The sequence below is a fragment of the Dactylosporangium cerinum genome (assembly GCF_042653625.1).
In the GTDB taxonomy this organism is placed as follows: domain Bacteria; phylum Actinomycetota; class Actinomycetes; order Mycobacteriales; family Micromonosporaceae; genus Dactylosporangium; species Dactylosporangium cerinum.
The window spans coordinates 655844-667896 of the sequence record NZ_JBHSIU010000041.1 but is presented as its reverse complement, the minus strand read 5'-3'; the positions used below and the strand labels follow the sequence as shown (position 1 = coordinate 667896).

Annotated in this window: 11 protein-coding genes; 2 read left to right on the top strand and 9 right to left on the bottom strand. The window is 71.8% G+C overall.

Going from position 1 to position 12053, the window contains the following annotated elements; genetic code table 11:
- Positions 1-2 precede the first annotated feature (2 nt).
- The 5 genes from ACFPIJ_RS32180 to ACFPIJ_RS32160 form a co-directional block, all read right to left on the bottom strand.
- A complete protein-coding gene (locus ACFPIJ_RS32180) occupies positions 3-644 on the bottom strand; it encodes a response regulator (RefSeq protein WP_380120554.1) in 642 nt (213 codons plus the stop codon).
- Complete coding sequence (locus ACFPIJ_RS32175) at positions 641-2596, bottom strand: sensor histidine kinase (RefSeq protein WP_380120552.1); 1956 nt, start codon at positions 2594-2596, stop codon at positions 641-643. Before ACFPIJ_RS32175 ends, ACFPIJ_RS32180 begins: the two co-directional genes overlap by 4 nt.
- Positions 2597-2614: 18 nt before the next feature.
- Positions 2615-3292, bottom strand: a complete 678-nt coding sequence (locus ACFPIJ_RS32170) for a hypothetical protein (RefSeq protein WP_380120550.1) — start codon at positions 3290-3292, stop codon at positions 2615-2617.
- A 157-nt stretch (positions 3293-3449) separates the two neighbouring features.
- The gene (locus ACFPIJ_RS32165) at positions 3450-4112 is read right to left on the bottom strand and encodes a Crp/Fnr family transcriptional regulator (RefSeq protein ID WP_380120548.1); all 663 of its coding nucleotides are present in this window, start codon (positions 4110-4112) and stop codon (positions 3450-3452) included.
- Between the two features lie 139 nt (positions 4113-4251).
- Positions 4252-5082, bottom strand: a complete 831-nt coding sequence (locus ACFPIJ_RS32160; protein ID WP_380120546.1) for a pentapeptide repeat-containing protein — start codon at positions 5080-5082, stop codon at positions 4252-4254.
- Between the two features lie 119 nt (positions 5083-5201).
- On the opposite strand from ACFPIJ_RS32160, the gene ACFPIJ_RS32155 reads away from it, so the two are divergent.
- The gene (locus ACFPIJ_RS32155; RefSeq protein WP_380120545.1) at positions 5202-5780 is read left to right on the top strand and encodes a dihydrofolate reductase family protein; all 579 of its coding nucleotides are present in this window, start codon (positions 5202-5204) and stop codon (positions 5778-5780) included.
- Here ACFPIJ_RS32155 and ACFPIJ_RS32150 read toward each other — a convergent pair.
- The 3 genes from ACFPIJ_RS32150 to ACFPIJ_RS32140 form a co-directional block, all read right to left on the bottom strand.
- A complete protein-coding gene (locus ACFPIJ_RS32150) occupies positions 5756-6376 on the bottom strand; it encodes a hypothetical protein (protein WP_380120543.1) in 621 nt (206 codons plus the stop codon). The two genes, ACFPIJ_RS32155 and ACFPIJ_RS32150, sit on opposite strands and share 25 nt — an antisense overlap.
- A 108-nt stretch (positions 6377-6484) precedes the next feature.
- Positions 6485-7003 carry a hypothetical protein gene (locus tag ACFPIJ_RS32145; RefSeq protein ID WP_380120541.1) on the bottom strand — a complete coding sequence of 173 codons (519 nt, stop codon included), beginning with the start codon at positions 7001-7003 and terminating at the stop codon, positions 6485-6487.
- 1 nt (position 7004) lies between these two features.
- Positions 7005-7580: a hypothetical protein gene (locus ACFPIJ_RS32140; protein ID WP_380120539.1), complete on the bottom strand. Its 576-nt coding sequence runs from the start codon at positions 7578-7580 to the stop codon at positions 7005-7007.
- A gap of 514 nt (positions 7581-8094) precedes the next feature.
- Between ACFPIJ_RS32140 and ACFPIJ_RS32135 the strand changes: the two genes are divergently transcribed.
- On the top strand, positions 8095-10110 hold the full coding sequence (locus ACFPIJ_RS32135) for an AAA family ATPase (protein WP_380120537.1): 2016 nt from the start codon (positions 8095-8097) through the stop codon (positions 10108-10110).
- A gap of 18 nt (positions 10111-10128) precedes the next feature.
- On the opposite strand, the gene ACFPIJ_RS32130 is transcribed toward ACFPIJ_RS32135, so the two are convergent.
- Positions 10129-11976, bottom strand: coding sequence for a zinc metalloprotease (locus ACFPIJ_RS32130; protein ID WP_380120535.1), 1848 nt, complete (start codon positions 11974-11976; stop codon positions 10129-10131).
- Positions 11977-12053: the final 77 nt, after the last annotated feature.

The window sequence follows — 12053 nt, the reverse complement described above, 5'->3', positions numbered from 1 at the left end:
GTCTACCCGAGCCCGGCCTTCCGGGCCTGAACGATGGCGTCGGCGCGATCCGTCGCATGGAGCTTGGCGAAGATGTTCGACACGTTGTTGCGGACGGTCTTCTCGCTCAGCACCAGTTGCTCAGCGATCGCCGCGTTGGAGCAGCCTCGCGCCATCAGCTCCAGGATGTCGCGTTCGCGGGACGACAGCAGCGGGAACGGATGGCTGCGGTGCCTGGGGTCCGGCTGCAGAAACGTGGCGATCTTCGCGGCGACGACCGGGCCGAACAGGGCCTCACCGGCAGCCACCGCGACGATCGCACGGATGATCTCGTCGGGTGCGGCACCCTTGAGCACGTAACCGCGGGCACCGGCGCGCAGCGCGGCGAAGATCGAGGTGTCGTCCTCCAGCATGGTGAGCATCAGGACACCGACGGACGGCTGGTCGGCGACGATGCGGCGGGTCGCCTCGACGCCGCTGGTGCCGGGCATCCGGATGTCCATGAGCACCACGTCCGGCGTGTGTTGCCGGCACATCGCCACGGCCTCGCCGCCGTCGGCGGACTCCCCGACGAACTCCAGCGCCGGGCTCTCCAGCACCAGGGTCCGCAGACCGGAGCGGAACACGGGATGGTCGTCGACGACGAGGACCTTGACAGCCGTCATGGCATCTCCAGGGGCAGGGCAACCCGGACCCGGGTGCCGCGCGGCAGACGTGGTTCGATGACACAGCTGCCGCCGAGTTCGACGGCGCGTTCCCGCATCGAGGTGATGCCGACGCCGGCCCGGTATCCGTCCGGCATGCCGTGACCGTCGTCGGCGATGTCGAGCCGCAACATCCCGTCGGCGGTGACGCGGACGGTGGTGCTCCGCGCCCCGGCGTGCCGGACGGTGTTCATCATCGCCTCCATGGCGATGCGGTACGCGGCAACCTCGACCGCGGCGGACAGCACCGGCTCGACGTCCGGGCCCTCGACGGTGATCGGCCCCAGGGACCGGGCCTGCTCGGTCAGGGCGCCGATCAGCCCCAGCTCGTCGAGGGCCGGCGGACGCAGCCCGTAGACGAGGCGCCGGACATCGGCGACGGCCGCCTGGGTCTGCCCGGTCAGCGTGTCCAACTGCTCGGCGGCCGCAGCGGGGTCACTGTCGAGCCGGTGCCGGGCGCGTTGCAGACCCAGCACGACCCCGGCCAGGGCAGGGCCGAGGCCGTCGTGGAGGTCGCGGCGCAACCGCCGGCGTTCCTCCTCGGCCGCGCTGACCACCCGCTCCCGGGATCGGCGCAGGTCGCCGGTGAGCGCGACCGCGTGCCCGGCCGCGGCGACCTGGCCGACGATGCCGGCGAGCAGCCGCCGCTCGGTCACGGTGAACACCCCGTCGCGGGGTTCCGCCAGGAGTTCACCGATCAGCTCGCCGGCGAACATCAGCGGGAAGTCCTCCGTGGGCCGGCCGCGTCGGGTGCCACTCTCCGCGGTGACGTGCCCGGCAATCCGGATCGCCACGTACGGCAGGCGCAGCACGGTCTGCACCGTCGCGGCGACACCGGGCAGCAGATCGGCCGTGGCGGCAGCCTCGAGGCGATGCCCGAGCTCGACGAGAGCACCGTACGGGTCGTCACGGTAGCCGTACACGAGCCGGTTCGCAGCGCGTTGCAACACGTCCCGCAGCGGCAACGCGACGAGCAAAGCGATCGCCACCGCGACCGCTGCGCCGATTCGAGGTGACACGACGGCCCGGATCAACGCCGCCGCCGCGAGATACACGACGATGACGAGGCCGGTCAGCATCGTGTAGACCAGGGTCAGGTTGACCACGCGACGGCCGTCGTACAGTCCGTAGCGGCGGATCGCCACCCACGCGGCCAGGGCGAGCGCGAGCATGCCGGCGAGCTGGAACGGCAGCGCACCGACCTCGGCACCACCGACGCCGACGGTGATGACCACGCACGACCACCAGGACGCGGCGATGAGCCACGCCGCCGGCGCGATCAACTTGAGCGCCGGCATCGTGCGGGCCCGCCGCTGCAACGACCAGGCGGCGAACGTCGACAGCGGCGGGATCAGCAGGATCGTGCCCACGAAGCCGCCGGCGACCGCGCCCCAGGCGCCGGGCAGCGCCGCCGGGTTGCGCTGGTCGGGATAGTCGAGCAGCCCCGGGGAGAACAGCAGACCGAGCAGCAACAGCAGCGCCTGGGCGATCGCGACGGCCAGCAGCGGCCACCATCGCCGCGACGGCAGCCTGCCGTCGGGGAACAGCAGGATGCCGACGGTCGGCGGCAGCCCGAGCGCGAACACCCATGGCCAGCCGTCCCACCAGCCCGCCCAGCCGACCGGCCGCCCGGCGTTGAACGCGGCCTCGGCGAGGACGTACCCGGCCGCTGCGACCGGAAAGCCGACCCCGCTGGCCAGCAGCAGCCAGCCGACCGCGTTGCGCCGGGCGGCGCGCAGCATCGCGGCGCCGACCAGCGGCACCGACAGGTATGCGGCCGCCGATCCGGACATCGTCACTGACCAGGGGGTCAGCGGGTTGACGGCGGAGACCGCGACACAGCCCGCCGTCGCGGCGAACGCGGCGACGACGGCGGCCTGCGCGACCCGGTCGGCCGGGTGTGTGTTCGTCATCGTGTCGATAGTGTCGCGCTACGCGGCGGCCGGTGTCATCGACGCCGCGGTTGCCGCCTCCCGCCCGGCCAGCTGCACCAGGGTGACCGCGCAGCCGGCGAACCCGAGCAACTGCAGGACGTAGGCCGTGATCGCGACCGCGCCGACGCCGCCTGCCTCGCCGACGATGGTGAGCACCGGCGCGGCGGCCACGGCGATACCGACCCAGGCGGGGACGGTTTTCGCCCGTACCAGCGCGATGCCGGTCAACACGAGACCGACGGTGGTGCCGAGCACCCCGGTCAGGACCGCCGTGTTGAACACCGCCGAGGTCTGGAACGCATCGACGAGCGCGACCGCGCCATCGCGATCCTCGGCCTGCGCGGCCAGATGGATCAGCAGGTCCGCGGCGAACAGGTAGCCGATGCCCAGCGCACTCACGAACGTCAGGCCGGCTCCGGTCGCCGCGAGCCTGGACCGGCGGGCCTGCCCGAGCCAGCCGAGATACAGTGCGGCGGGAATGAGCAGCAGGATCGGCACGTCCAGCCAGACCGCGACCTGCATCCGCTCGCTGTGTCCGGCGAGGGCGTCGACCTGCTCGGCCGCGGTGCCGCCGGACAGGTGCGCCGGGGCGACCACGTACTGTGCGAGCTGCCCGGCCGCGCTGCCGATCAGCGCGATCACCCCACCGGCGAGCCGCCACTTCGTAGAAACCATCTGTCATCCTCCGCCGTCGCTTCGGGTCGCGCTCCACGACCTGCGCACAGCATCGGTTCGGGTGCGGTCCCGGTTCCAGAGGCCGGCGTCCCGGCACTCCCGGGACGGCAACGCGGCAGTAATCCGCTCTCACCCCACCCGGGCCTCGCGTCGGTCCTCAGGCGGCCTGCGGCATCGGGTCGGGAAGGCCCGCCCGGCGGCGCAACGCCTCCAGATCCAGGACGGTGATCGACCGCCGGCCGGTCCGGATCCAGCCCTGCCGCCGCCACATCGCGAAGGTCTTCGCGACGGCCTCGCGGGAGGCGCCGACCCAGTGCGCCAGGTCGTCCTGGGACAGCATCGGTCCGATGTGGACGCTGCGCCCGTGCGGCCGGCCGAAGCGGTCGGCGAGCTCCACGATCCGGGCGGCGAGCCGGTCCGCCGCGCTGTGCACGCTCAGCTCGACGCGGGTCCGGTCCGCGTCGCGCAGGCGGCGGGTCACCTCCTGCGTCAGGACCAGCCCGACCCGCCGGTGCGCGTCGAGGTACCCGTCCAGTGCGGCCATCGGCATCAGCGCCGCCGTGACGTCACCGAGCGCCTCGACGGTGCCGGACCGCGGCCGCCGGTCGATGGCCGACAGGTCCCCGATCAGCGCGCCCGGGCCGCAGATGGCGAGCATCACCGTGTCACCGTCGGCGGTGTGCAGCGACACCTTCACGTGCCCGGTGAGCAGCAACGCCACCCAGTCCGGCGGGTCACCCTGACGGCACAGCACCGCACCGCCGCGCCAGGACCGCCGGAAACTCCGCCCGCCGAACGCCTGCCGCTCGGCAACCGTCAAGTGACCCCAGAATCCCGTCACGACCGCATCCCCCTCCAACGCCGTGTTCGTTGGAACCAGACTCCAACGGCCACCACCCCACCCCAACCTCATTGGAAAGATCCGCGTCAACATTCCAATCCGGGCCTACGAACGCGGACTACGGTTGCCCGGCGAGGAGCAGGCCGGGCGGCGGCTGGTCGGCGGGGTGGCTGAAGACGGGAGGGGTCGCGAAGTCGGCGCCTCGCAGGTCGACGGTGCCGCCGCTGAACTGCGCGTCGGTGAAGCTGACCGTGGCCAGGAACCGCGCACGTTCGAGGTGCAGCACGCCGCCGGTGAATCGCGCGCCCTCGAAACTGACCCGGCGGCCGGCGAAGATCGCCTCGTCGAGGTCGCCGCCGTCGAAGACCGCACCGGTGAAGTCGAAGTTGTGGTCGCGCCAGTCCGTGCGGGCCGAAGGGCGAAGGTGGTCGCCGATGATTCTGATGATCGACAGGCGGACCTCGCGTTCACCGGTCTTCCACCCGTCGGCCGCCCGGTCCGGTTCGTAGGGCAGCCGCAGGTACGCGCAGAGCACGTCGACGCACGCGTGGAGCTGGTCGGGCCAATCGTCGGCGAGGCCGGCCATCGCGTAGACACCGGCCAGCCGCACGGCAGCGGCGTCATGGCCCAGTTGCGCGCTGGCGGCGACGAACCGTTCGTTGAACAGCCTCCTGCTCTCGCGCACCTCGGCCTGCTCGTGCAGCCGTTGCCGGCGGTACGCGACGACCAGGGCGACCACCCCGCCGATCCCGCCGGCGACGACCAGCGCGATGCGGGTCAGATCCAGCAGTTCGCCGGCGGTCAGTGGCGCGTCGCCCGCCCTGGACGGACGCCCGAGACCGACCCACAGCAGCAGGCCGGCGGTCACCGCGACAGCCGCACTGATCCCGATGACCGAAGCGAGTGCGGCCCAGAACGGCCACAGACCCGGCCCACGGCGTCGACTCATGACCACAGTGTCCAGCACGACGCCGGAAGATTCACTCGCCGTCGTTGTCGATCGGGGGCGGTGCCGTTCGTAGCCCTGGTGAGAGCCCGGCACGTACACCCACCCGCTTGGAGGACAGCATGACCGCCACCTACACCTTCGACGTCTTCTCCAGCCTCGACGGCTACGGCACGGCGACCGGCAACTGGACCGGCTACTGGGGCAAACAGGGTCCCGAACTGCTCGCGCACCGTCTCGCCCTGTACACCGAGGAACAGCGCATGGTCTTCGGGGCCGACACGTATCGGGCGTTCTCCCGGATGCTGGCCGAGAGCACCGAGGAGTCCGAGGTCCGCGACCCCTGGGTCACCCGGATGGTCAGCTTCCCGGCCACGGTGGTGTCGAGCACGCTGCAGGGACCGCTCGACTGGCCGGACGCGACGATCGCCGGCGGGGACGCCGCTGACGTCGTCGCCCGGCTGAAGCAGGAGTCCGGCGTGCCGTTGCGTTCGCACGGCAGCCTGTCGTTGAACCGGGCGCTGATGGCCGCCGGCCTGGTCGACTTCGTCCAGGTGACGGTCTTCCCGGTGATCACCGGTCAGACCGGCACGGAGCCCATCTTCCAGGGCGCGGCGGACTTCGACCTTGAGCTGATCGAGAGCCGGACCCTCGACGGGCGCACCCAGGAGCTGATCTACCGGCCCACCCTGCACGTCTGAGGCACGCATGACCACTGCGGAGTCTGGAAGACCGCACCGGTCCAGCCTCCGGAGTCTCCGAAGCGGAAGGCGGAAGATCCCTGCAGCTGGATGTCGAACCTCAGCTCCAGCTCCACCACGAGCGGCCTGCCCGGCACGACCTCGAAGGCGATCTCGGGGAGGCTGAACGTGCCCGGCAGTGCCCGCTCGCCGGACTCGAAGGCGGACTCGAAGGACAGCAGGGTGTCCCACCAGTGCGCCTGGTTGATCATCGGTCCGTCGGCCACGGAGATCTTCTGGTTGGCGTGCAGCCAGCATTTGGACCAGTTGTCACCGAAGCCGAACGGACCGCTCGCGCCGGTGGAGCCCCAGACCTGGCCCCACAGGTTCACCCGGGGAGCCGACCGGTGCCACCCCGGCCTCGGCAGGCGGTCGCTGCCGAGGCCGAACACCGCGGTCACGCCGGTGCTGCCGAACCACAGGTCTCCATGGTCCCAGTCCAACTGTCCCCGGAACTGCAGGCCGTCGGACTGGTCGAAGAGACTCAGCCCGAACAGGTGCCCGGGCCACCACCAGTGGCTCTCGCCGTTGCCGCTGAGTGTTCTTTGGTCGCTCACTTTCCGCCAACACGCGCGACGCTCAACAGCGTCAACGAGCGCTACAGAACACTCAACCGACAACAGTTGGCAACCCCTCTGTCGTCCTTACCAAATGGTCGTGTCGGTCTAGAGCGAGGCCCTTGCCTCGGCGGTCATCAGGATCTCCTCGTCGGCCAGACGCAGCCCGACCATTCCCAGCAGGCTGGCGGGAATGCCGATCAGGGCGAAGACGACCAACCCGCGCAGGATCGTGCCGCTGGCGTCGGACCCGTCCATCGCGGCGAGGACGAACCGTGTGAATACGACCATGCCGGTGCCCACGGCCAGGCAGGTGATGATGAGCAGCAGCCGGCCGAGCCGGTCGCGCCAGCCGCGGCGACGTGCACCGCGCCACAGGTACCGGCCGATGGTCATCACCGTGGTGCCGACGACGAAGACAGCGAACCCGTCGAGCATGGGTCCGAGATCCTCACGCGCGTGCGGCCCGGCGCCCAGATCGCTGAGCTCCGGTGTCCGGTCGGCGAGGCCGAGGACGGTCAGGACCGCCCAGGCGAAGCCGCCGACCATCACCACGATGCCGACGATGATGAGGAGCAACCCGGGAAGCAGCATGAGCGGGTTCGCCGGGTGTCGGGTGGTGGGCATCTCACTCCGTCGCGGTGACGAGGACGCCGACGACGGCGCCCACCGCGGTGCCGACGGCCGTCCCGCTGGGAGTTCCGAGGAGCAGGGTGCCGATGACGCCTCCGACGGCGGCGTACTCGGCCACCGTGGCCGCCTGGCCGCTCTGATCGTCTTCGATGAAGTCCTTCCCGATTTTGCCGAACTTCCCGATTTTGCCGATCTTGCCGCCGGTGGCGGCCGGCGGCGGCGCCGCGACCACCTGCTGGTCGGCCAGGAGGAAACTGCTGAACGCGTCGCGCAGGGCGTCGAGGATTCCGTTGGCGTCCGGGCCGAACCGCGGCGCGTCGGAGAGCTCGGTGACGAGCAGCTCACCGTCTTTGAGGGAGGCATTCTGGGCCGGCATCGTACCGATGCGCAGCGCGACCTCCACGGGATCTCCGCCGGTGAAGTCGGCGCCCGGCTGCCAGTCCACCCGGACCGAGTCGTTGGTGCCGGGCACGGCGAACGTGAGGTGCCGCTGACCCGACGCCTCGTCCGAACCCGCGGCGACCTGGAATGCGCCGCCGTCATGCCGTTCGAGTGTGATTGTGGCGTCCATCCGTCACTCCTTCAGGGACTCGACCGGCAGATCGCCGGTCGACACCATGGTGGGCAGCGAGCAGACCGGCTTGACGGTTCCGAACGGAACTGGACATGCGCCGGAATCGGCTTTACACCGTCGGATGGCGCTGCCACCCTGGGGTGCGGCCCACGCTTCGACGGCGGGAGGTGGCCTGGTGGCGGCGCTGCCGAAACCGGATGTCGCGGACGGTCCGGCCCGAGATCTCGTCGACGCGCTGCACGAGCTGCATCACCGCGCCGGCTGGCCCAGCCTGCGGCGGATCGCCAAGGAAGTCGGTTGTAGCCACACCACCGTGTGGGCGGCCTTCGCGGAGCCGAAGGTGCCGCGCTGGGGGCTGCTGGAGCTCATTGTCGAGAGCCTCGACGGCGACACCGCCACGTTCCACCGATTATGGCTGGCAGCCAGCTCTGCTGACCCACCCCCCGCGGCCATACCGGCCGCGACACCGACCCCTGCGGCCCGGCCGGCCGCGACACCGCCGTCGGCGGCCATGCAGGCCGCGACGCCGCCGCGGCAGCTGATCGCCGACGTCTCCGGCTTTGTCGGCCGGCGTGCCGAAATCGCCGCGCTCGACGCGTTGCTGACCGATCCCGGGTCAGCGGTGACGGTGGTGGCAATCTCCGGCACCGCCGGCGTGGGCAAGACGGCCCTGGCGGTGCACTGGGCGCACCAGGCGGCCGACCATTTCCCGGACGGGCACCTGTACCTGAACCTGCGCGGGTTCGACCCCACCGGCCAGCCGCTGTCGACCACCCAGGCGGTGCGCGCGCTGCTGGACGCGTTCGACGTGCCACCGCAGCGGATCCCGGCCACCATCGAGGGACAGCTGGCCCTCTACCGGAGCATCCTGTCCGGCCGGCGCATGCTCCTGGTGCTGGACAACGCCCGCAGCGCCGAGCAGGTCCGGCCGCTGCTGCCCGGCACGGCCAGCTGCAGCACGGTCGTGACCAGTCGCAACGACCTGTTCGGCCTGATCGCCGGGGAGGGCGCCCATCCGCTGGTCCTGGACCTGATGCCGGCCACGGACGCCCGGGACCTGATCGCCGGAAGGATCGGCGCGGGCCGGGTCGCGGCCGAGCCGGCGGCCGTGGACCTGATCGTCGAGCGCTGCGCGCGACTACCGCTCGCGCTGGCAGTGGTGGCGGCGCGCGCCGCCACCCATCCCCGGTTCGGCCTCGCGGCGGTCGCGGACGAGCTGTCCGTGGCCCGCGGCAGCCTGGACTCCTTCGGCAGCGAGGATCTGACCACCGACCTGCGGGCCGTGATCTCGTGGTCGTACGTGCAGCTGAGTCCCGACGGGGCGGGGCTGTTCAGGTTGCTGGGCGGGCATCCGGGGCCGGACGTCACGGTGCCGGCGGCGGCGAGCACGGCCGGGTCGGGCGCCGGACCGGCCCGCAGACTGCTGTCCGAGCTGGCGGCCACGAATCTGGTCACGGAGCACACGCCGGGCCGGTATCACCTGCACGACCTCCTGCGCTCCTACGCCTCGGAGCTGGCCGGCGCCGGCGACCCGCGGGAGCAGCGCGCCGCCGTGGTGAGGATGCTCGACCACTATCTCCACACGGCACACCGGGCCGCGCTGATCCTCAACCCGTACCGGCATCCCATTGCGTTGGAACCAGCCGCATCCGGCGTCACGCCGGAGCCCCTCGCCGGCTACCCGCGGGCGCTCGCGTGGCTCACCGCGGAGCGGCCGGTGCTGCTGGCCGCGGTGCGGCTCGCCGCGGACACCGGCCTCGACCGCCACGCCTGGCAGCTGGCCTGGACCATGACCACCTTCCTGGACCGGCGTGGACACTGGCACGACTGGCTCGCACTGAGCCGGGCCGCGGTCGAGGCGGCCGATCGGCTGCCGGACCCGCAGGGCCAGGCGTACGCGCATCGCGGGCTGGGCCTCGCGCATTTCCGGCTCAACCAGTACGAGCCGGCGCAGGCGGAGCTGTCGACGGCGATCGGCCTGTTCGCCGCGCGCGGCGACGCCAGCGGCCAGGCGCACGCCGAACTGGACCTGTCCTGGACGTATGAGCGGGTGGGCCGGCACCGGGACGCGCTCGCGCACGCCCGCCGCTCGCTGGACCTGCACACCGCCGCCGACGACCTGCCGGGCCAGGCCAGGGCGCTGAACTCGATCGGCTGGTTCGCCGGGCTGCTGGACGACCAGAGCACGGCGCTGGCCTACTGCCGGCGGGCCCACGCGCTGTTCCAGCAGCTCGGCGACCCCGTCGGCCAGGCGGCCACCCTGGACAGCATCGGCTACGCGAACCACCGGCTGGGCGACTACGGCGAGGCGGCCGGCTGCTACCGGCGCGCGGTGGCGATGTTCCGCGAGGCGGGGGACCGCTACCACGAGGCGCAGTCGCTGGCCAACCTGGGCGACACGCTGCTCGCCGCGGCGGACACCGGCGGCGCGCACCACGAATGGCGGATCGCCCTGCGGATCCTGGAGGAGCTGGGCCACCCCGACGCGCAGCGGTTGCGGCACCGCCTGGCCGTGCCGGTCAGCTGACCGGCACGGCGAGCTTGGTCATCCGTTGCCCTGGTAGCGGCGGGCCAGGCGGGCCGTGCTCTCGGCCGTCTGGGGGTCGAAGTTGTTCAGCGCGGTCGCGTCCAGGCCGCCGAGCAGCTCCGCGGCCCGTCCGTGGTCGGCCGGGCGCTGCACGAACGCCCCGTCGCGGACGCGGACGAAGTGACGTCCGGCGTTGATGCCGGCGGCGCGGGCGATGGCGGTGGCCACCGGGTCGGCGGCCCCGTTGACGGCGCTGCGGCGTTCGTACACCGCCATCAGGTCGTCCTCGGCCCGGGTGAGGCAGTCGCTGCCACCGAGCGCGAAGTACGTGCCGACGTCGGGCCGGGACAGGACCAGCGCGTCGTGCTCGTCGCCCACGTCCTTCGGGTACCCGATGCGGATCCGCAGCACCTCGCCGACGACGAGCTGGTCCGTGGCGGGCGACCCCGCCGTCGGCCGGCTCAGCAGCGGCAGCACCTGATACGTGCCGGGTTCGGCGAAGGCGAAGCCGCCGGAGCCGAACGTGAGGTTGACGTTGTTGCTCAAGGTGCTCCCGGGCGCCAGCGTGACCTGCGTCGACTCGTCCTCCAGTTCGCACGCCTGCATCAGCGGCACGAACGTGGTGGCGTCGGCGAAGGACCGGTCATCGGTCGTGCCGGTGACCCGCCGGATCAGCAGCTCCAGGCCGCCGGTCTTCGGGTCCAGCGGATTGGACGGGAACTGCACCGGGGTGTCGCCGACGTTCTGCAGCGTGACGCCGAGCAGGACCGGCTGGCCGTAGGCGAACAGCGGCCCGTTCTGCGGCGGCACCAGGGTCAGCCGCATCCCCGTCTGCGGCACCTCCTGCAGGTACGGCACGTAGCCGCCGCCGGTGTCCCGCCAGTACCGCACCGAGTGGAACGCGGCGTCGCCGGGCCGGACCGCGCCGCGTGGGCCGTGCCGCAGGAACTCCAGCTCGTCTGGGTCGAACGTGTACGCGAACTTGTTCCAGTAGTCCTCGACGTGCTGGCCCTGCAGGTACCGCTGCGGGTAGTTCATGAACGACGTGGAGTCGGCCCGGCCGACGGCGCGCTCGAACCGGTGCGCCAGGTTCAGCGCATGACCCAGTTCGTGCACGGCCGTGCGCAGGATCTGCCGGTCCTCGTCATCGTCCTTGATCAGCTCGCGGATCGTGTCGACGAACACCGCCGAGCCCTGCCGCGGCAGCGGCCAGGTCTGGTCGAACATGATGCCGGCGAGCGACGGCCGGCTGCACCGGGACAGCAGCAGCAGGTGCAGCTTCCAAGCGGGCACCAGGCCGGCCGGCCCGCTGAGGTTGGTCATCAGGTCGTTGAGCACCGAGAAGATGGTCGAGTAGTCCCACGGCTCAGCGGGAGCGGGGATGGGGGACGGTGCCGTGGTGACGGTGGTGGCGAAGCCGGCCGAGTGCAGGCAGCTCCCGAGGTCCATGGGTGCACCCTGGAAGTCCACCGGTGCCGGCGCCCGCACACCCGACTCGAGGTCGACCTCGATGCCGAGGTCGCGCACCTCGTCGCCCTGCCGCTCCACGGTGCCCGGGTAGTCCGCCGGCGGCAGGCCGTTGAGTGAGTGGTCCAGGTGCAGCGTCACCGCCAGCTGCTCCGGGTGCGCCGGCACCGCGGCGACGGCGATCGTCCCGGTCGCGTTGGCGCCCAGCGCGTCCTGCCACTGCGCCGGCCAACGCCCGTGCGGCGCGTCGACCGTGACGCCGGGAGCGGTGCGCACCGACGCGAGGTAGGTCAAGCCACGCGACACGTCGGCGCTCAGCACGCCGCTGCCACCCAGGTCGACCCTCAGCACGAGGGAGTGTTCTTCGGTGCCGCCAACATAGCGGCCATCAGTCTTCATGGGGTGACTGTGCGCAGCGCGGGGACCGGGTTGACGAACTCTGACAGATCCCAACAGGACCTGTCCGGTGCTTGACA

What these genes read in the sequence shown, in the direction of transcription:
- ACFPIJ_RS32180 (WP_380120554.1), bottom strand. Translation starts at nt 644, where the DNA reads ATGACGGCTGTCAAGGTCCTCGTCGTCGACGACCATCCCGTGTTCCGC.
- ACFPIJ_RS32175 (WP_380120552.1), bottom strand. Translation starts at nt 2,596, where the DNA reads ATGACGAACACACACCCGGCCGACCGGGTCGCGCAGGCCGCCGTCGTC.
- ACFPIJ_RS32170 (WP_380120550.1), bottom strand. Translation starts at nt 3,292, where the DNA reads ATGGTTTCTACGAAGTGGCGGCTCGCCGGTGGGGTGATCGCGCTGATC.
- ACFPIJ_RS32160 (WP_380120546.1), bottom strand. Translation starts at nt 5,082, where the DNA reads ATGAGTCGACGCCGTGGGCCGGGTCTGTGGCCGTTCTGGGCCGCACTC.
- ACFPIJ_RS32155 (WP_380120545.1), top strand. Translation starts at nt 5,202, where the DNA reads ATGACCGCCACCTACACCTTCGACGTCTTCTCCAGCCTCGACGGCTAC.
- ACFPIJ_RS32145 (WP_380120541.1), bottom strand. Translation starts at nt 7,003, where the DNA reads ATGCCCACCACCCGACACCCGGCGAACCCGCTCATGCTGCTTCCCGGG.
- ACFPIJ_RS32140 (WP_380120539.1), bottom strand. Translation starts at nt 7,580, where the DNA reads ATGGACGCCACAATCACACTCGAACGGCATGACGGCGGCGCATTCCAG.
- ACFPIJ_RS32135 (WP_380120537.1), top strand. Translation starts at nt 8,095, where the DNA reads ATGCAGGCCGCGACGCCGCCGCGGCAGCTGATCGCCGACGTCTCCGGC.
- ACFPIJ_RS32130 (WP_380120535.1), bottom strand. Translation starts at nt 11,976, where the DNA reads ATGAAGACTGATGGCCGCTATGTTGGCGGCACCGAAGAACACTCCCTC.